Annotated in this window: 18 protein-coding genes and 1 pseudogene; 3 read left to right on the plus strand and 16 right to left on the minus strand. The window is 40.0% G+C overall.

The features are described 5' to 3' along the window. Nucleotides 1-101: 101 nt before the first annotated feature. Nucleotides 102-1,463: a 23S rRNA (uracil(1939)-C(5))-methyltransferase RlmD gene (rlmD, locus tag HMPREF8571_RS09760; RefSeq protein WP_001050282.1), complete on the minus strand. Its 1,362-nt coding sequence runs from the start codon at nucleotides 1,461-1,463 to the stop codon at nucleotides 102-104. A gap of 55 nt (nucleotides 1,464-1,518) precedes the next feature. Here rlmD and HMPREF8571_RS09765 point away from each other — a divergent pair, with 55 nt between their 5' ends. The 3 genes from HMPREF8571_RS09765 (at nucleotide 1,519) to HMPREF8571_RS09775 (ending at nucleotide 3,704) form a co-directional block, all read left to right on the plus strand. After that, the gene (locus tag HMPREF8571_RS09765; RefSeq protein ID WP_001093505.1) at nucleotides 1,519-2,295 is read left to right on the plus strand and encodes an aminoglycoside 3'-phosphotransferase; all 777 of its coding nucleotides are present in this window, start codon (nucleotides 1,519-1,521) and stop codon (nucleotides 2,293-2,295) included. 10 nt (nucleotides 2,296-2,305) lie between these two features. Next, nucleotides 2,306-3,082 (plus strand): recombination regulator RecX, encoded by a 777-nt coding sequence (gene recX / locus HMPREF8571_RS09770; RefSeq protein ID WP_000705077.1) that lies wholly within the window; start codon nucleotides 2,306-2,308, stop codon nucleotides 3,080-3,082. Between the two features lie 88 nt (nucleotides 3,083-3,170). Continuing rightward, nucleotides 3,171-3,704 carry a DUF402 domain-containing protein gene (locus HMPREF8571_RS09775; protein WP_000775318.1) on the plus strand — a complete coding sequence of 178 codons (534 nt, stop codon included), beginning with the start codon at nucleotides 3,171-3,173 and terminating at the stop codon, nucleotides 3,702-3,704. Between the two features lie 69 nt (nucleotides 3,705-3,773). Here HMPREF8571_RS09775 and HMPREF8571_RS09780 read toward each other — a convergent pair whose 3' ends face one another. From HMPREF8571_RS09780 to HMPREF8571_RS09850, 15 genes and pseudogenes are all read right to left on the minus strand, one after another. Next, nucleotides 3,774-4,541, minus strand: coding sequence for an epoxyqueuosine reductase QueH (locus HMPREF8571_RS09780; RefSeq protein WP_000567578.1), 768 nt, complete (start codon nucleotides 4,539-4,541; stop codon nucleotides 3,774-3,776). 137 nt (nucleotides 4,542-4,678) lie between these two features. Beyond that, complete coding sequence (groL, locus tag HMPREF8571_RS09785; RefSeq protein ID WP_000031552.1) at nucleotides 4,679-6,301, minus strand: chaperonin GroEL; 1,623 nt, start codon at nucleotides 6,299-6,301, stop codon at nucleotides 4,679-4,681. A 15-nt stretch (nucleotides 6,302-6,316) separates the two neighbouring features. Continuing rightward, on the minus strand, nucleotides 6,317-6,601 hold the full coding sequence (gene groES, locus HMPREF8571_RS09790; protein WP_000917336.1) for a co-chaperone GroES: 285 nt from the start codon (nucleotides 6,599-6,601) through the stop codon (nucleotides 6,317-6,319). Nucleotides 6,602-6,757: 156 nt separating this feature from the next. After that, the gene (locus HMPREF8571_RS09795; protein WP_000282462.1) at nucleotides 6,758-7,153 is read right to left on the minus strand and encodes a single-stranded DNA-binding protein; all 396 of its coding nucleotides are present in this window, start codon (nucleotides 7,151-7,153) and stop codon (nucleotides 6,758-6,760) included. Between the two features lie 76 nt (nucleotides 7,154-7,229). Continuing rightward, entirely contained in the window at nucleotides 7,230-7,991 is a 762-nt protein-coding gene (locus tag HMPREF8571_RS09800; RefSeq protein WP_001107798.1) for an SDR family NAD(P)-dependent oxidoreductase, read from the minus strand. Between the two features lie 42 nt (nucleotides 7,992-8,033). After that, nucleotides 8,034-8,660, minus strand: coding sequence for a YtpR family tRNA-binding protein (gene ytpR / locus HMPREF8571_RS09805; RefSeq protein WP_000578273.1), 627 nt, complete (start codon nucleotides 8,658-8,660; stop codon nucleotides 8,034-8,036). Between the two features lie 15 nt (nucleotides 8,661-8,675). Further along, a complete protein-coding gene (locus HMPREF8571_RS09810) occupies nucleotides 8,676-8,993 on the minus strand; it encodes a thioredoxin family protein (protein WP_000615890.1) in 318 nt (105 codons plus the stop codon). Continuing rightward, nucleotides 8,990-9,289, minus strand: a complete 300-nt coding sequence (locus HMPREF8571_RS09815) for a DUF4651 domain-containing protein (RefSeq protein ID WP_004240444.1) — start codon at nucleotides 9,287-9,289, stop codon at nucleotides 8,990-8,992. The genes HMPREF8571_RS09810 and HMPREF8571_RS09815 overlap by 4 nt, the downstream gene beginning before the upstream one ends. Nucleotides 9,290-9,381: 92 nt before the next feature. Further along, entirely contained in the window at nucleotides 9,382-10,458 is a 1,077-nt protein-coding gene (locus HMPREF8571_RS09820) for an N-acetylmuramoyl-L-alanine amidase family protein (RefSeq protein ID WP_000724449.1), read from the minus strand. A 119-nt stretch (nucleotides 10,459-10,577) separates the two neighbouring features. After that, the gene (locus tag HMPREF8571_RS09825; protein ID WP_000105252.1) at nucleotides 10,578-12,185 is read right to left on the minus strand and encodes a CTP synthase; all 1,608 of its coding nucleotides are present in this window, start codon (nucleotides 12,183-12,185) and stop codon (nucleotides 10,578-10,580) included. Nucleotides 12,186-12,516: 331 nt separating this feature from the next. Beyond that, nucleotides 12,517-13,107, minus strand: coding sequence for a DNA-directed RNA polymerase subunit delta (rpoE, locus tag HMPREF8571_RS09830; protein ID WP_000418420.1), 591 nt, complete (start codon nucleotides 13,105-13,107; stop codon nucleotides 12,517-12,519). 131 nt (nucleotides 13,108-13,238) lie between these two features. Further along, nucleotides 13,239-13,601 (minus strand): annotated as a pseudogene (locus tag HMPREF8571_RS11425) (hypothetical protein); the annotation flags it as partial. A gap of 11 nt (nucleotides 13,602-13,612) precedes the next feature. Continuing rightward, nucleotides 13,613-15,748 (minus strand): AAA family ATPase, encoded by a 2,136-nt coding sequence (locus tag HMPREF8571_RS09840; protein WP_000565863.1) that lies wholly within the window; start codon nucleotides 15,746-15,748, stop codon nucleotides 13,613-13,615. An 85-nt stretch (nucleotides 15,749-15,833) separates the two neighbouring features. Then, nucleotides 15,834-18,485 carry a valine--tRNA ligase gene (locus tag HMPREF8571_RS09845; protein WP_000032165.1) on the minus strand — a complete coding sequence of 884 codons (2,652 nt, stop codon included), beginning with the start codon at nucleotides 18,483-18,485 and terminating at the stop codon, nucleotides 15,834-15,836. Nucleotides 18,486-18,522: 37 nt separating this feature from the next. Continuing rightward, a complete protein-coding gene (locus HMPREF8571_RS09850; RefSeq protein ID WP_025168473.1) occupies nucleotides 18,523-19,503 on the minus strand; it encodes a hypothetical protein in 981 nt (326 codons plus the stop codon). Nucleotides 19,504-19,568 lie beyond the last annotated feature (65 nt).

Consider the following 19,568-nt stretch of genomic DNA (forward strand, 5'->3'; position numbering starts at 1 on the left):
TAGGTTTGTTAGATTTATTTTTGATTTTTATAATAAATTTTTTGAAGAGGTTATCCTAAATATTACTATCTTCTATAGTATTTTAGTCCCCTAGAAAGAACTTACAAGCTTTTTCGTTTCACCAACTTCACGACCGCCTCTGTCCGTGCGGTGTGAGGAAACATATCGACTGACTGAATGTAGTGGAGGTCGTATACTTTCACAAGTTTAACCAAATCTCGTGCTAAGGTTGAAACATTACAAGATACATAGACCATCTTTTCTGGAACATAGGTTAGGATGGTATCCAATAGCTTATCATCTAAGCCTGTACGAGGAGGGTCAACTATCAGGGCATCCGCTCGGTAGCCTTCTTGATACCAGCGTGGAATAATCTCTTCTGCTGTTCCCGCTTCGTAATGGGTATTGTCAAATCCCATTTTTTTAGCATTTCGCTTGGCATCTTCAATGGCTTCTGGGATAATATCCATCCCTCTGAGACTCTTGACCTTCTTCGCGAATGCGAACCCAATCGTACCAACACCGCAATAGGCATCAATCAAATGATCTTCTTCACTAACATCTAGGGCCTTAACCGCTTCACTATAGAGAATTTCAGTCTGCTCAGGATTGAGCTGATAGAAGGCTCGAGGGGAGAGAGAAAACTCATAGTCGAGTACTCCTTCTTGAATACTCTCTTGGCCCCAGATAATTTCTGTCTTTTCACCATAGATTTCACTTGTTTTTGCTGTATTTGTATTGACTGCAACCGTCACAACCTCTGGAAAATCCTTAACGAGGTCTTGTACTAGTTGATTTAAATTAAGCTGGCGATTTGTGACGATGATGATCTGAACTTGTCCAGTTTTTCTTGCCCGACGTACCATGATGGTGCGAACACCTAGCGTTTTTCTCTCATCGGTAATGGGAATTTGATGGTAAGTGAGAAGCTCAGCTATGCGATTCGCAATCACTTGGGTTTCCTTATCTTGTACCAAGCAGTCTTTCAACTCTACAAGGTAATGAGAGTTTTGTGCATACAAGCCTGCCTTGACCTGATTGTTGAATTTTCGTGTTTGAAATTGCAGTTTTGCTCTGTAATATTTTGGTTCTGACATTCCGATAGTTGGACGGATTTCATAGTTTTCATATCCTGCAGGAGCAAATTTTTTCAAGGCTTGGTGGAGCAAATCTGTTTTAAACTCTAACTGTTTGTCATAGTGGAGATGCATAATTTGACATCCGCCACATTCGTTATAAATGGTACAGGCTGGGACTACTCTGAATTTGGACTTTTTATTAACTTTGAGTAACTTTGCTTCCACAAAGTTACGTTTAATAGAAGTAATCTGACAATAGATATCTTCTCCCTTGAGAGCACCTGGCACAAAAACGAGGGTTTTCTGGTAAAAACCGATTCCCTCACCATTGATGCCCATACGCTTAATTTTTAATGGAATTTTTTGTTTGACTTTTAGATTCATAAGTCTATTATACCACGTAGTTTCTCAATGGTTAAGAATATGTTACAATAAAACCATGAATACAAAGACATCTCATTTTTCCCCATTGGATTTTCCTGAGCAATTACGAACTTATATAGAGGGAGCAACCCTTTCTGACAGCTCTTCTCATTCAGGCGCAACGGTTCTCTATCTTGATTCAGGTTACTATTTGAAAATTGATCAAAAGAGAAGATTAGAGCGAGAAACTGCCATTGCAAGGTGGTTTGAAACTAAAGGACTGGGAACTCCAGTTATCGACTACTTATCTACAGATAAAGACTACCTTTTAACAAAAGAAGCGCCTGGCAAAGATGCCCTTGCCTTTCTGGATCAGCCAGAAACAATTTGCCGAACCATGGCACATGCACTTAAAAAACTTCACAACTTACACCCACACAATTTTCCATCAGAAAATCATTTACAAACCTATAAAGACAGAGCTTTGAAAAACTATGAAAAAGGCGAGTTCTATGCCAAGGCCCTCCTACCCCAATTTCAGATTAATAGTCGCGAAGAGGCCTTCCAACTCATCCAAGAACAAGGACACCTTTTAAAGACTGATGCCTTTATTCACGGTGATGCCTGTCTACCAAACTTTATTCTAAAAGATGCTAGCCGTTTCTCTTGCTTTATTGATCTGGGCTTGGCTGATTTTAGTGATCGTCATATCGATCTCTTTTGGGCAGTTTGGTCTCTAAACTATAACCTAGATAACCCTAAATACGCTGAACTGTTTCTTGACTATTACGGCAGAGAAGAGGTCGACACAAACAAACTTCGACTCGTTGCTGCCTTTGAAGCATTTGGATAAAAGGTAAACCATGAAAATCACAAAACTTGAAAAGAAAAAACGCCTCTACCTGATGGAGCTAGATCATCAGCAAACCTCTTATATCACTGAAGATACCATTGTCCGTTTCATGCTGTCTCGAGATAAAGTCATTAGTAAAGAGGAACTGACCGAGATTCAGGATTTTTCCCAGTTTTCTTATGGTAAAAATCTTGCTCTCTACCATCTATCCTTCAAGGTCCGTACTGAAAAAGAAGTGCGAGAGTATCTGGACAAGTATGATATTGAAGATACAATCGCTAGTCAAGTTATCGCTAATCTAAAAGAAGATAACTGGATTAATGACCGTCAGTATGCTTATTCCATCATAAATGCCAATCAACTTTCTGGAGATAAAGGACCCTATTTACTAACTCAAAAACTAACTCAAAAAGGAGTTGCTAAATCAACTATTGAAGGTGTTCTAAAGGATTTTGACTATACAGAAGTTGCTCAACGTGTAGCTGAGAAACTGCTTAAAAAATACACCGGAAAGCTTCCTGCTCGTGCTTTGCAGGAAAAGATTATCCAAAACTTGACGAACAAGGGATTCTCCTATGCTGATGCTAAAAGTGCCTTTGATGACTTGGATAGTCAAGTCGACCAAGAAACGACTCAAGAACTCATTTTTAAAGAGCTAGACAAACAATATGCTAAGTATGCTCGAAAGTATGAAGGATACGAACTTAAACAGCGTTTAACCCAAGTTTTAGCTCGAAAAGGCTATGATTTTTCGGATATAGCTAGCGCTCTCAGAGAATATCTTTAATATTTTCGTGTAAAATTCAAAAAAATTAGACCGATTTATGATATAATAGTAAACAATAAACTTATAAATTGTAGAAAGTTGGTTAGTTATGAAACTTCCAAAAGAAGGCGACTTTATTACAATTCAAAGTTATAAGCATGATGGGAGTCTTCACCGTACTTGGCGGGACACCATGGTACTAAAAACAACAGAGAACGCCATTATCGGCGTCAACGACCACACACTTGTTACCGAAAGTGACGGTCGTCGTTGGGTGACACGAGAACCGGCTATTGTTTACTTTCACAAAAAATATTGGTTTAATATCATTGCTATGATTCGCGATAATGGGATTTCCTACTATTGCAATATGGCCAGCCCTTACTATCTAGATGAGGAAGCCCTGAAATACATTGATTACGATTTGGATGTCAAGGTCTTCACTGATGGTGAAAAGCGTCTCTTGGACGTTGAAGAGTATGAGCGCCATAAACGCAAAATGAAGTATTCTGATGATTTAGACTATATTTTGAAAGAGCATGTTAAAATCCTTGTTGATTGGATTAACAATGGACGCGGTCCTTTCTCAGAGGCCTATGTCAACATTTGGTACAAACGCTACATAGAACTAAAGAATCGGTAAAGTTGTCAAACCGGGGTGAAAGCCCTGGTTTTTTATTTGAAAAACCCAGCTTTTCAGCTAGGTTGATTGCTATATATCTAATTTAGTGACAGTAAACTTTATGTGGGAGTAGTCTTTTTCAACATCCTTATCCAACAAGAAAGCCGTGGCATCCTTTTTAACCTGAACAAGATCAATATTCTGAGCTTGAGCTGCATAGACGCATCCACAATAACATTGACGATAGATATCATACTCCTCGCACATCTCCACTGAACGCTTGTAGCCTTGATTTTTCTTGAAATCACTTGGAAGATAGTGGGTGGTATAAATCTTTTGCACATCAATTCCGATGCTGTTGATGGTTTGAGAATTCTTATGGGGACTGATGGTCAAGGCTGAACCAAAGTAGTCAAAACCCAAGTCCATAGCTACCTGTGCTGTTTTGTCCAAACGGTAGTCAAAACAAACCTTGCAACGGTCGCCACCTTCGGGTTCTTCTTCCAGTCCTCTGACTAACTTCCGGTATTCATTGGGTTCATAGGGAGCTTCTAGGTACTGAACCGTATTTCCTGTTCGCTCATTGAAATCACTGACAAATTTCTTGGTGACATAGGCCCGCTTGTGGTATTCTACCTTGGGATGGATATTGGAATTGGCAAAATAGATGGTCACATCAGCGTACTTGGTCAGATACTCGAGAGTGTAGGTACTACAAGGAGCACAGCAAACATGCATGAGAATAGTTGGACGTTGCTCATTCTTCTCCCAAACCTGAACCATTTTCTGCATGACACGGTCATAATTAATCTTCTGATTGGGATTCATCTTGCTCAGAATTTCTTCTACATCGATCATGTTCTTCTCCTTCTTCTAGTCTTATTTTATCATATAAGTTAGGAGAGCTCAAATCTATTTAGAAGTGAATATCATAAAAAGGAGAGATAGACATTCCCTCCTTTTGTGTTTCTTATGAATTGCTTAGTATAGAAAGCTTACATCATCCCGCCCATCATGCTTGGATCCATGGCTGGAGCTGGGGATACTGGTTCTGGTTTATTGGCTACGACTGCTTCTGTAGTCAAAATCAAGCTGGCTACAGATGCTGCATTTTGAAGGGCAGAACGGCTAACCTTAACTGGGTCGATAATCCCCTCTTCAATCATATTAACCCACTCGCCAGTTGCTGCGTTGAATCCTGTACCAAGCTCAGCATTTTTCAAACGATCGATAACGATAGACCCTTCGAATCCTGCATTGTGGGCGATTTGACGAACAGGTTCTTCCAAGGCACGGAGAACAATATTGCGTCCTGTTGCTTCATCACCTGCCAATTCCAAGGCAGCTACGGCTGGAATGACATTGGCAAGAGCAGTTCCACCACCTGCAACGATTCCTTCTTCAACGGCTGCACGAGTAGCGTTAAGGGCATCTTCGATGCGGAGTTTCATTTCTTTCAACTCAGTTTCAGTTGCAGCTCCGACCTTGATCACTGCGACACCACCTGACAATTTAGCCAAGCGTTCTTGGAGTTTTTCACGGTCGAATTCAGAAGTTGTAGTTTCAATTTGAGACTTGATAACTGCAACACGGTGAGAAATAGCTTCAGGATTTCCAGCACCTTCTACGATAACCGTGCTATCTTTGTCCACAGTCACTCTAGCAGCTTGACCAAGCGCCTCAATAGTAGCGTCTTTCAACTCAAGACCAAGATCTTCTGTGATGACTGTTCCGCCTGTCAAGATAGCGATGTCTTCTAACATAGCCTTACGACGGTCACCAAAGCCAGGTGCTTTAACAGCTACGACATTGAAGGTTCCACGAATCTTGTTCAATACAAGAGTCGGAAGAGCTTCGCCATCCACATCATCTGCAATAATCAAGAGCGGACGATTGCTTTGGAGAATGCTTTCTAGAAGCGGCAAGATTTCTTGGATATTGGAAATCTTCTTGTCGGTAATCAAGATGTATGGATTTTCAAGGTCAGCCACCATCTTTTCGCTATCTGTCACCATGTACTGTGAAAGGTAACCGCGGTCAAACTGCATTCCTTCTACGACTTCAAGTTCTGTTTCCATACCGCGTGACTCTTCGATAGTGATGACTCCGTCCTTGCCCACTTTTTCCATAGCTTCAGAGATGTATTCACCGACTTTTTCAGAACGAGAAGATACAGCGGCAACCTGAGCGATGGCTTCTTTATTTGCAACAGGGATGGCATTGTTTTTCAAGGCTTCTACAGCTGCGGCAACCGCTGCTTCAATCCCCCGACGGATACCGATTGGATTGGCACCAGCAGTAACGTTTTTGATTCCTTCACGTACGATGGCTTGAGTTAAGACTGTTGCAGTTGTCGTTCCGTCACCTGCGATATCATTGGTTTTTGAAGCGACTTCTGATACCAACTTGGCACCCATATTTTCAAAATGGTCTTCCAACTCGATTTCTTTGGCAATAGTCACCCCGTCGTTGGTGATGAGCGGTGAACCGAATGATTTTTCCAACACAACGTTACGACCTTTAGGTCCCAAAGTTACTTTAACAGTATCTGCTAGAATATCAACGCCACGAACCATAGCTGAACGAGCATCAGATGAAAATTTAATTTCTTTTGACATACTTACTTTCTCCTTCTATTCTTCAATGATTGCCAAGATGTTAGCTTCACCAACGATGATATACTTTTCATCTCCATCTTTGACATCAAGACCTGCATGTGCTTCAACTAAGACACGGTCTCCAGCCTTAACGCTTGGAGCAACCAAGTCACCATTCAAGGTACGAACACCTTGTCCTGTAGCTATAACTTGGGCTGTTTTGGTTTTTTCTTGGGCTGAGCCTGCGAGGACAAAACCTCCAACAGTTTGTTCTTTTTCTTCGACTTTCAAGACCACACGGTCTCCTAATGGTTTCAACATTTGCTTTCCTCCATGATGAAATACATATTATTAGCACTCTTTATATCTGAGTGCTAAATCATAGTTCTATTGTATCACTTGGTCAGAAATAGTCAAGAAAAAAGTCTGACTTTCTCAAGATAAAAAAGCCTAAGATTGACTCAGGCTTTTCTATGCTTAAAATGGCAATTCCTCCTCTTCCAAAACCAAATCCGCCAAATCCTGACCTGCGTTATTTTCACGCATGGCACGTTGGGCACGACTTTCCAAGAGTTGGAATCCTGTCACGAGAACTTCGGTCACATAGTTGGTCTGACCATTTTTCTCAAAGCGACGGGTACGCAACTCCCCATCAACGGAAATGAGACTACCTTTGGTTGCGTAGCTTGCCAAGGTTTCAGCCAATTTCCCCCAAAGAACCAGATTGACAAAGTCGGCTTCACGTTCCCCATTTTGGTCTTTGTAACGACGGTTCACAGCAATCGTTGCACGCGCTACTGACTTGTCATTGTTGGTTTTGTGCAATTCTGGTGTAGACGTCAAGCGCCCAATCATGATAACTTTATTATACATTTTTCATCCTCCTACTTATCTATTCGCAGGAAATCAAAAAAAGTTACAGAAATTTGTAACTTTCGAGGAAAATTTTTTACTTTTTATGAACCATAAATCCAGTCGCCTGTTGATTGGCCATAATGGTCATATCTGTAATCTGCACACGACGGGGCTGACTGGTCACATAGACCACTGTATCTGCAATATCCTGAGCTTGCAAGGCCTCAATTCCCTGATAGACGGTAGCAGCTCGCTCTTTGTCACCATGAAAACGTACTGTAGAAAAATCTGTTTCAACAATCCCCGGTTGAATGGTTGTCACCTTGATGTCCGTTGCAATCGTATCAATCCGAAGCCCATCTGAAAAAGTCTTGACAGCAGCCTTGGTGGCTGAATAAACTGCTGCACCAGCGTAAGCGTAGATTCCTGCAGTGGAGCCCATATTGATGATATGACCTTGATTTGCTGCAACCATGGAAGGCAAGAAGGAACTAGTGACTGCCATCAAACCTTTGACATTGGTATCCAACATGGTCAGCATATCCAACTCCTCATAGTCTTGATAGGGAGCCAAGCCAAGAGCTAGTCCAGCGTTATTGACCAAGATATCAATCTGACCTATCGTTTCTAGAATATCGGAACAGACAGACTTCACCATGGTCATATCCGTCACATCTAGTGAAAAGGTCCAAACTGTTTGATTTGGAAACGTTTCTGCAAACTCTGACTTGAGGGCTTCTAGTCTGTCTGTCCGTCGCCCAGTTAGGACGACATTCTCACCCTGATTCAGATAAGCACGCGCAATCGCTTCACCGATTCCTGAGGTCGCCCCTGTAATCACAACATTTTTTGCCATCTTATTTCCTTCTATACTAGCGAGACAGATACTGACAACTTCCTAGGCAGTCCAGTGTTTGGCTGGGTCAAATGGAGTTCCAACAACTTGGTCTTCTGATAATTCAATAACCCCACGTTTTTGCGGAGCGTTTGGCAGATGCAATTCACGAGGGCTGCACATCATTCCAAAACTCTTTTCGCCACGAAGTTCGCCTGGGAAAATGAGATTGCCTTTTGGCATCATTGCTCCAGGAAGAGCGACAATAGTTTTCAACCCAACACGCGCATTAGGAGCCCCTGCAACGATTTTCACTGTCTTGTCACTTGCGACTGCAACTTGGCAGATGTTAAGGTGATCGCTATCTGGGTGAGCTACCATCTCAACAATCTCACCGACGACAAACTTAGGTTCTTTGTCATTGACAATCTCTTCTGCAAAGCCTTCCGTCTGCAATTCTTGGTTCAAACGTTCCACTTGCTCATCTGATAAAAAGACTTGACCGCGCTCTGCAATTTCAAACAAACTTGAAACTTCGAAAATATTCCAAGCTACTGTTTCTCCATTTTCTTTGAGGAAAACACGGGCTACCTTGCCTTTGCGCTCCACGTCCAACTTGGCATCTCCGCTGTTTTTCACGATGATCATAAGGACATCGCCGACATGCTCTTTATTATATGTAAAAATCATTGTTTCCTTTTTCTCCTATTTCAGTCCTGCTAAAAAGTCATTAATTTGTTGCTTGCTTTTACGGTCACGATTGACAAATCGGCCGATTTCCTTGTCCTTTTCTAGAACAACAAGGCTAGGAATCCCGTAAACATCCCAGAGTTTGGCCAGATCCAGATACTGGTCCCGGTCCACTCGAACAAAGGTGAACTCTGGATTGGTCTCCTCAATCTCTGGCAAGGCAGGATAGATATAACGACAATCGCCACACCAGTCTGCCACAAAAAGGAAGACTTTCTTGCCATCTTTTTCTACTAAAGATGCCAATTCTTCTAAACTTGTAGGTTGTATCATAAGACTTCCTCCTCATAGACCAGATCTTCATTTTCATAGACAAAGGTGTAATGACGACCATCCTCGAAAATGACTCCTCCGACAAGTCGCTCTAGACTACTTTCGTAGACTTGAACATAGAGAGTCGCAATCTCACCCATATCTGAGAAAAGTTCGCGCACGATAGCGGTCAACTCTTCTTGAGTCTTCATCAGTTTGTGGTTATCTGCTGCTTTTTTGGCACCCAAAACGAGGGCACTTAGACCAGCCACAGTCAAGCCAGTCATCCATAATTTCTTAGCTTTCATACCATTCATTGTAACACAAAAAGGGCTCTAGGACAAATAGGGAAGCCGTATAGGAGCAAGGAAAATCACCTCCCTCGGTGAGGAAAGTGAACTTCTGATTCTTATTGCCAGGCGCCTGAGTTGCCAACGTAGTAACCATCAGGTGTGTAGGTATTGCGAAGCATCTTACCTGATGAAGCTAGATAATACCACTTGCCATTATCTTTGACCCAATCATTCGCTAGCATGGCACCAGAAGAACTTACATAATACCATTCTCCCTTGTCATAAACCCAAGTGCTTGCTTTCATAGCTCCTGAAGTTGATAAATAGTACCACTTACCTTGATCATAAAGCCAATCACTAGCAATCATAGCTCCTGATGATTTAAAGGCATACCAGTTGCTACCTTGATAAAGCCAAGTTTGATTGAACATGACTCCTTTATCATTCATAAAGTACCAAGTTCCCTTATCATAAACCCAATCGCTCTGCACTAATTGACCTTGTTTTTGATAGTACCAGTTTTGGTTTGATTTTAGCCATCCTTCTGCTTTTACAATCGGATAAAGTTCTTTGAAAGATCCTCCATTATCATATTTATGACTGATAGTTCTTAGTTTTTCAAGCTTCAACTCACCATTATCATAGTCTGCCCAAGCAAAGAGTTTTTGACCATTGACAGTCTCTGGTAAGGTGGCAGTGTAAGTCTTGGTTTGATAGTCCCATTTAGCATCAAGGTAAGTGTATTGATCATTTGATTCGTTAATACGGTAGTAGCCTCTCTTTCCACCTTCATGATGTACATCGTCAACCACTTTCGTTGACCAGGTCTTTACTTCATTTCCACTCTTGGCTTCTAACTTGATATCTCCTCTATAGCCATATGGAACATAGAAATTCAGGTAACGCCCCTCTACACCAATCATAGACTTGTCCTTTTCTTGACCTAGGAAATTGACAGTCTGATCTTGACCATTGAGACTAACCGTCCACTCGATTTTCTCGGTTTTTGGCAAATCCAAGACTTTAATATCCACTTCATGACCATTGTTAAAACGAAGAATCTTGCCATCTTGATACTGCACTCCACACTTAATAACCCATTCTTCTTTAAGCTCAAATGCCTGCCCTGAATGAGGAAAAGTCAGTAAAGCTAGACCTGCTAGAGACAAACCAAATAGTGTGATTTTTTTCATTGTAGTTCCTCCTTAGGATTTATTATGTTAATTATATCACTATCTATTTTTTTTGCAAATCTTATCCTAAATATGCAAGCAAAAAACCTCTGAGATTATTCTCAGAGATTAGAAGATAACTAGTTACTATTTTCAACTGCTGCAGTAACAAAGGCAGTGTAGAGTTCTTCTGGACGGTTTGGACGGCTGGAAAGTTCAGGGTGATACTGACAAGCTACAAAGAATTTATTTTCAGGAATTTCGACAATTTCTACCAAACGATTATCTGGAGAAACTCCTGAGAAGACAAATCCTGCTGCCTCAAACTGCTCACGGAAGGCGTTGTTAAACTCATAGCGGTGACGGTGACGGCGTTGCACCACTTCTTGATTGTGATATGCAGCTGCTGCCTTAGAGCCACGTTTCAACTTAGATGGATAAAGTCCCAAACGAAGGGTTCCACCCATATCCTCAACGTCAATCTGATCACGCATGATATCAATGATAGGGTATTTTGTTTCTGGTGCAAGCTCTGCAGAATTAGCACCTTCAAGCCCTAAAACGTGACGAGCAAACTCGATACAAGTCAACTGCATTCCCAAGCAGACACCCAACATTGGAACATCATTTTCACGCGCATAGCGAATGGCTTGGATTTTCCCTTCAGTACCACGTTGACCAAAACCACCTGGTACGATGATTCCATCTGCATCAGACAAGATTTCTGCTACATTCTCTGCTGTCACATCATTGGCATTAATCCAATTGATCTTCACTTCTGCGTCGTTAGCATATCCAGAGTGTTTCAAGGCTTCGACCACTGAGATGTAGGCATCTTGCAACTCCACATACTTACCAACGAGGGAAATTTTGACCTGTTTCTTGAGGTTCATGACCTTATCCACCATAGCTGACCACTCTGTCATATCCGCTGCTGGTGCATCTAATTTCAAGTGGTCACAGACAATCTGGTCCATACCTTGTGCCTGCAAGTTCAATGGAATTTGGTAAAGGTGTTCGACATCCAAAGACTCGATAACAGCTTCTGGAGCCACGTCACAGAACTGAGCTAGTTTATTTTTAATTCCTTGACCAGCTGGTTTTTCTGTACGAATGACCAACATATTTGGCTGGATTCCCAAACCGCGCAATTCTTTTACTGAATGCTGAGTTGGCTTGGTCTTCATCTCACCAGCAGCCTTGAGATATGGAAGCAAGGTTGTATGGATGTACATGACATTATCTGCACCCACATCTGCCTTCATCTGACGAAGAGCCTCTAGAAATGGCAAGGACTCGATATCTCCAACGGTTCCACCAACCTCTGTGATAATGACATCAGAGTCGGTCGTTAGAGCAGCACGCTTGATTTTTTCTTTCAAAGCATCTGTGATATGAGGAATGACTTGAACAGTTGCCCCAAGGTACTCGCCACGGCGTTCCTTACGAAGAACTTCACTGTAGATTTTACCAGTTGTCACGTTGGAATATTTGTTGAGGTTGATATCGATGAAACGTTCATAGTGACCCAAGTCCAAATCTGTTTCAGCTCCATCATCAGTCACAAAGACTTCCCCGTGCTGGTAAGGACTCATGGTTCCCGGATCGATGTTGATATAAGGGTCAAACTTTTGAATGGTTACTTTTAAACCACGATTTTTCAAGAGACGGCCTAGACTTGCTGCGACAATCCCTTTCCCAATAGACGATACCACACCACCAGTTACAAAAATATATTTCGTAGACATAGATTCCTCTTTCTAAAATGCTCAAGGTCTTGTTAACTACGAGGGGACATAGAAAACAAGACCCTTATGAATAACGACTTTTCAAGAAAAACTTCCTGAAAAAACAAAAATAGCTCCCTAGTAACTAGGGAGCCCCGACCTCTAAAAGAGGTGCCCGAACAATATAATACCTCAAAGCAGAACATTTGTCAATCCGAATCGGTAAAACCTGAAAATAAGAAGATCGCTTTCAGAAAACCAACTAAAGATCTACATCCAAACGGATGTATCACTCAACTACTTTGCCCAAGCAACAAAAAAGGAGATCAGGCGATCTCCTCTGTGAAGTCTTTTACTCTTCTTCACTCGTTTCAGCATCATCGTCTGAGAACTCGTCGTCTTCTTCGTTAAGATCCACGTCTTCGCCCAAGTCATCAGGAGCGATTTCGTTGATTTCTGCATCGTAAGCTTCCACTTCATTCTTCTCATCATCTGGATTTTCATCATCGTATGAAAGAGCTGGATCTGCTTCGTATGCGTCCTCGTCTTCTGGATCATCGGCATTGTAGTCAATAGCATCTGAATCACCATCCATGAAGGCATTGACACGTTGTTTCTTAGCTTTTGGTGCTACTTCATCGTCGTCACTTTCTTCAAGAGCGATGATTTCTTCGTCGATTTCGTCCACACCATACCATGAACGAAGACCCCATTTGTTGTCTCCAAGAGAGATGAAGCTACCGTCAAAGTTCAACTCTGTGTAGAACAAAGGCAAAGCTTCGCGGATATCGCTGTTTGATGTTCCAAGGTAGTTTTGAATTTCGTTTACAAGATCGCTAAAATGCATCTCATGATCGCGACCACGAAGTTCCAAGATAGCACGCGCTACCTCGATCATAGATAGTTCACTTTTTTCTTGCCCAGCAAATACTTCTAATTCCAAAGCGTTTCTCCTCATTTTTACTACTATCGCCAGAGCGAACAGACTCTGACCTCATTTTATCATGTACTCTTTATTGTACGATAATTTTGCAGAATAGTCAAAGGTTAAATGGGAGAAAGTGACAGGACTTTTTATTTCTTTGCTACCCAGCCGATAGCATCGTGAGGTGGGGTTTTGGTGTCAATCCAGATGAATTCAATGCCTATTTCCCCATTTTTAAACTTGGTCAATCGAATTCCGTTGATTTCCAGTTCATTGAGTCGTTGACCTGTTAAGACTTCTCGTTCTTTTAACTGGAAAACACCACGTAAAATCCAATCCCCAAGAATTTCTTGCTTATCAGTCGATTGAATCGCCTTACCAGCTTCTTGATTTATATAGGCATTGATAACATCACCAGAAGATAAGAAACGTAATTTAAAAGTTCTTTCCTCTTTCGGTAGAGATAGTTTTTTAGTGCCGGGTTCAAAAGTTCCAAATCTAGGACCAAAGAAATATAGAATAGTTACCAAGATTCAATCTCTGCTAAAGTTTTACTATCATCAGCTAATCCAATCATTGCAATTACATGATTTTTGTCATAACTAAACATAATTGATATGAGTTTTCTAATAGCATCTCTAATTTCACGAGGGGAAATCTGATTTATATCTATGTCATAAAACGATAAACCATGTGATAGGCTATTTATCACATCTAACATTCCTTGAAATTCCTCTTCTTTCTCTTCTGAAATATTATAAAATTTCATTAATTGAGTTATTGCAGATGAGGTTGCATACTCTAACCTATAATTACTTCTTGCATGTGATTCTAAAATCAGTCTTCCCATATTTGCAAATCTCACACAATTGTCAACTGTGCTAAGTTTACTATTACTTGTTTTAGCAAAATCATATATTGTTTTGAAATTAGCTCTGTAGTAATCACTAAAATTTTTACTCTCATGAGGTTCAACTTTTCGAATATTACTGTTTCCATGCTCATCTTTATAGATTAATGCTTTTAAAAGTGAGTTATTATTGAAACCAAAGCCAAAATTATGAAAATCAATTGAAGAATGAGTTAAAATAAATACCTGAGCATTCATTGATGTCAATTTTTTTATTATTTTATTTATCAACTCTGTCAAAAAATACCTATTATCTGAGTCTAGGCTAGTAATAGGGTCATCAAAAATAACGTATTCAACATTATTTTTTAAACTTTTTCCAGGATCTAAATATAAATCATAATAAAAATGTAAAAAACCTAATAAACGCCTCTCCCCTTCACTTAAATCTTTCGTACTAATAATTATTGAAGGGTCAGTTCTATGCTTTAACAAATAATGATTTCCATCAATTTGACATTTTATATTCATCCCAATAACTCTAAATTCATCATTGAGTAAGTCTGCAAATGGCTGTAAATTCCCTGCTGGCTCAACTTCCTGAATCCACTGTTTATTCTCTTCAATATATCGTTCATTAGCTCTTTGTTGTTCCTCATACTTTTGGAGTTGTTCACTAACTTCATCAATAGGATATCGCTCTAATATTTTTTGAGCGACCCAAGACTTTGCAACATTTTCAATTTCATCTAATAGAGCCTCTTGTTTAAATATCTCTTTATCAAGATTACCTATCTCCGCCTTTATATTACAAATTACTTTGTTATAATTTTCTTCAATTTCAAATGTATACGGTAAAACTAAAGAAGGATTTTCAATTTTTTCATCTATGTTATTGATAATTTCTGATATATTTGAGTTCAAAATCTCAAACCTATCATCAATGATATGCTCAGGTTGACTAAACAAGTCATTTTTTATTCCTTCAAGTAATATTTTATTTCTTTCTAAACTTTCAACTGCTTTAGAATATTGAGATTGTATTTTTTCTTGAATGCTATCATGAACTTTTTCATAATCAAAATGATTACCACAAAACTTACATTGGTTTATACCATCATTATGTAAATGTAACCCTTCCTTCAACCATTCAGATAAATTTTTTGTAATTTGAAAATCTGGCTTAATTATTTTCTGTGTGAATATATTTTGAATTTCAGTAAGAATAATATCTATTTTTCTACTCGTATCAAACGTAATTTCACTTTTTTCTTTTTTTAGATTGGTTAATTCCAACTCAATTGAATCACTAGAACTTATTTTTGAAAAATCTGCATCAATAATATCATTTTCCCATGCTTTTAGAGCATCAATTGGATTTATCTTTGCATTTCGCTTCTGATTAATTTGTCGGGTCATTCTAAAAAGTTCACGAGCTTCAGAAAGATTATAAGCCATAAATTCAAATACTTCATTTTTATAATCTTCAATCTGCTTATCTATGTTCTGATTATACTGAACTAAATAGAGGTTTGCATTCTTGATATTTTCAATTGCTTCTTCAATACCAATTCTATTAGCACCAACTAATAGTTTGATTCCAGATAGTGAATCAACTGTATAAACATTATCTAATACATAATCCGTATCAAATCTTTTTACTGACTCATGATTTTCTGAAATCCAGTTTGATAATGACGATTTACCACTCCCATTTGTTCCAAAAAAAATATTACATTTACGCAAGTTTTCATCAAACGAGAAATTATGAAATGACTTTTTAGAAATATTTACCAATTTATCTATCATACACATTACCCTCTAATAACCAAGTTTTACTTCATTATAGCAAAAAACGTTAGCATTTGCTAACGTTTTCATAATTATTAAAACCTTATTTCACCAACTTCTTCATCTCATCAATACGTGCGACGGTCGCATCGTACTTGGCTTGGTAGTCGGCTTGTTTGTCGCGTTCTTTTTGGACGACTTCTGGTTTGGCATTGGCTACGAAGCGTTCGTTAGAGAGCTTCTTGCCGACCATATCCAGTTCTTTTTGCCATTTAGCTAGTTCCTTGTCGAGACGAGCCAGTTCTTCTTCGACATTGAGGAGGTCTGCCAGTGGCAAGTAGATTTCTGCTCCTGTGATGACACTTGACATAGCGAGCTCAGGTGCAGGGATGGTTGATGCGATTTCCAAGTGTTCTGGATTTGTGAAGCGTTTGATGTAGTTGACATTACTGTTAAAGAAGGTTTCCAAGCCGCTATCGCTTGTCTTAACAAGAATGGTGATTGGCTTGCTTGGTGCAACGTTTACTTCGGCACGCGCATTCCGAACGGCACGAATCAAGTCTTTGAGGCTTTCGACACCTGTGTGGGCCGCAAGGTCTTCAAAGGCTGGGTTGACAGTTGGGTATGCTGCTGTAACGATAGAACCTTCTGAGATTTGTCCAAAGATTTCTTCTGTCACAAATGGCATGATTGGGTGGAGGAGACGAAGGATCTTGTCCAAAGTGTAAAGGAGAACAGAACGTGTGATGACTTTCTCTTCTTCGTTATCGCTATAAAGAACTTCCTTGGTCAACTCAACGTACCAGTCCGCAAACTCATCCCAGATGAAGTTGTAGAGGATGTGGCCAGCTACACCAAACTCAAACTTATCAAAGTTTTCAGTGACTTTGCCGATCGTTTCATTGAGGTTGTGGAGAATCCAGCGGTCAGTAACGTTTCCGGCTTCCTTGTTAACAACTTTTTCCACATTGGCAGTTGCTTGGTCAAGGGTCAAACCCTCATTGTTCATGAGGATGTAGCGAGAGATGTTCCAGATCTTGTTAATGAAGTTCCAAGAAGCATCCATTTTCTCATAAGAGAAGCGGACGTCTTGCCCTGGTGCAGAACCGTTTGAAAGGAACCAACGAAGGGCATCGGCACCGTATTTCTCGATGACATCCATTGGGTCAATCCCGTTACCGAGAGATTTCGACATCTTGCGTCCTTGCTCGTCACGGATGAGACCGTGGATAAGCACGTTTTGGAATGGCTGACGGCCAGTGAATTCCAGAGATTGGAAGATCATACGAGACACCCAGAAGAAGATGATATCGTAACCTGTTACCAAGGTTGAAGTTGGGAAGTAACGTTTGAAGTCTTCTGAGTCGACATCAGGCCAGCCCATGGTTGAAAATGGCCAAAGGGCCGAACTGAACCAGGTATCCAAGACGTCTTCGTCCTGAGTCCAACCGTCACCTTCTGGAGCTTCCTCACCGACGTACATTTCACCCTCAGCATTGTACCAAGCAGGGATTTGGTGACCCCACCAGAGCTGACGAGAGATTACCCAGTCATGGACATTTTCCATCCATTGAAGGAAGGTATCGTTGAAACGAGGTGGGTAGAATTCTACCTTGTCCTCTGTGTCTTGGTTTGCAATGGCATTCTTAGCCAATTGGTCCATCTTGACAAACCATTGAGTAGACAAGCGTGGCTCAACCACCACACCTGTACGCTCTGAGTGACCAACGCTGTGGACACGTTTTTCGATTTTAACGAGGGCGCCGATTTCTTCCAACTTAGCAACGACTGCCTTACGAGCTTCAAAACGGTCCATGCCTGCAAATTCGAAGGCCAAGTCGTTCATAGTTCCGTCATCGTTCATGACGTTGACTTGTGGCAAGTTGTGACGTTGACCGACCAAGAAGTCGTTTGGATCGTGGGCAGGAGTGATTTTCACGACACCAGTACCAAACTCAGGATCTGCGTGTTCATCTCCAACGATTGGAATCAATTTATTAGCGATAGGAAGGATAACATTTTTACCAATCAAGTCCTTGTAGCGCGGGTCTTCTGGATTGACCGCAACCGCAACGTCCCCAAACATGGTCTCAGGACGAGTTGTCGCAACTTCAAGGGCGCGTGAGCCATCTTCCAGCATGTAGTTCATGTGGTAGAAGGCACCTTCGACATCCTTATGAATGACCTCGATATCAGAAAGGGCTGTGCGAGCTGCTGGGTCCCAGTTGATGATAAACTCACCACGGTAGATCCAGCCTTTCTTGTAAAGTTCGACAAAAACCTTGCGAACAGCTTTTGACAAGCCTTCGTCAAGGGTGAAACGCTCGCGAGAGTAGTCTACAGAGAGACCCATCTTGCCCCATTGTTCCTTGATGGTAGTGGCATACTCGTCTTTCCATTCCCAGACTTTCGTCAAGAAAGACTCACGACCGAGGTCATAGCGGGAAATGCCTTCACCACGCAAGCGCTCCTCAACTTTAGCTTGAGTGGCAATCCCAGCATGATCCATCCCTGGAAGCCAAAGCGTATCAAAACCTTGCATACGTTTTTGACGGATGATGATATCCTGTAAAGTTGTATCCCAAGCGTGACCAAGGTGAAGTTTACCAGTCACGTTTGGTGGTGGAATCACGATTGAATAAGGCTTAGCTTTTTGATCTCCTGAAGGCTTGAAAACATCGGCATCAAGCCATTTTTGGTAACGACCAGCCTCAACCTCGGCTGGATTGTATTTAGGTGAAAGTTCTTTAGACATGTGTGTGCTCCTTAATTATTAGTTTCCTAAATAGCTTCTATTTTAATTTCTTATTTAGTTTCTTGCGTATTTTTATCTGTTCTTTTTTTAGTTTATTAACATCTTCTTTTGTTATATTATACTTTATATCCCATAATTTTTGTTTCAATCTATAATTTAAATTGTAAATTTCGTAATATTTTAACTCTAAATCAGTCCTATTTTTTTCTATCTTTTTTATTTGAGAAATATATTTATGATCTATATCAAAAATTTGATAAAGGAAAAAAATTTCTGAAGAAATTATAACTAACACTAAGATTACTGGCAGAATGTCTACTAGCAAATTCACTTTAATCAGATTATAAAAATTTAATAAAATGATTGTTAAATAAAGTGAATAAAGATAAGGCGATACAAACCCTACTAAGAAGGTTAGTATTAAAATAGTTTTTTCTTTAGGCGAATCAGAATTGAGTTTAGATAGCAATTTTATTAGGGACGGTTGCAAAAATAAAAGAATAACTGAAAATAATGATAAATACATATTTACTTCATTATTCACATTTCCCGCCCAAAATAACATTATTAAGTTTAGAATTATCAATCCCCATCTTAAAAAATTCCATAAGAAATTATTATTAATTCTAACCTCATTTTTTGAACGTTCCCAATCATATTTCAAGAGTAACCTTAGATACTGAATGAGTTTTTGCGATTTTTCTTCTGAGTAATCAAAATCATTTAAAAGATCCCAAATATGTCCATCTTTCATGTAATACTCATTAGTATATTTAATATTTCTACAATAGCCATATGGATTGATTTGTGTTCTAAGACTATTTACTGCAGACTCCCTATTTTCTCCATTTAGCAAATCAACAATTATCAACTTTATGCTTTTTCTCCATTCAGAGCGTTCTTTAGTAATATAATCAAGTTGATTTCTTTTACTATTATTAGCAAAAACTAGAATCGCACTCAAGATAGCCCCTAGACCAGCCCCACTAATTAGAGTAATAATCTGGCTTGTTTCCAATCTTCTCACCTCCCTTTCGAAATTCTTCAATACATCCCAACTGTTCGATTTTCTCGAATAGTTCA

It is taken from the genome of Streptococcus mitis ATCC 6249, assembly GCF_000146585.1.
Classification (GTDB): domain Bacteria; phylum Bacillota; class Bacilli; order Lactobacillales; family Streptococcaceae; genus Streptococcus; species Streptococcus mitis_AZ.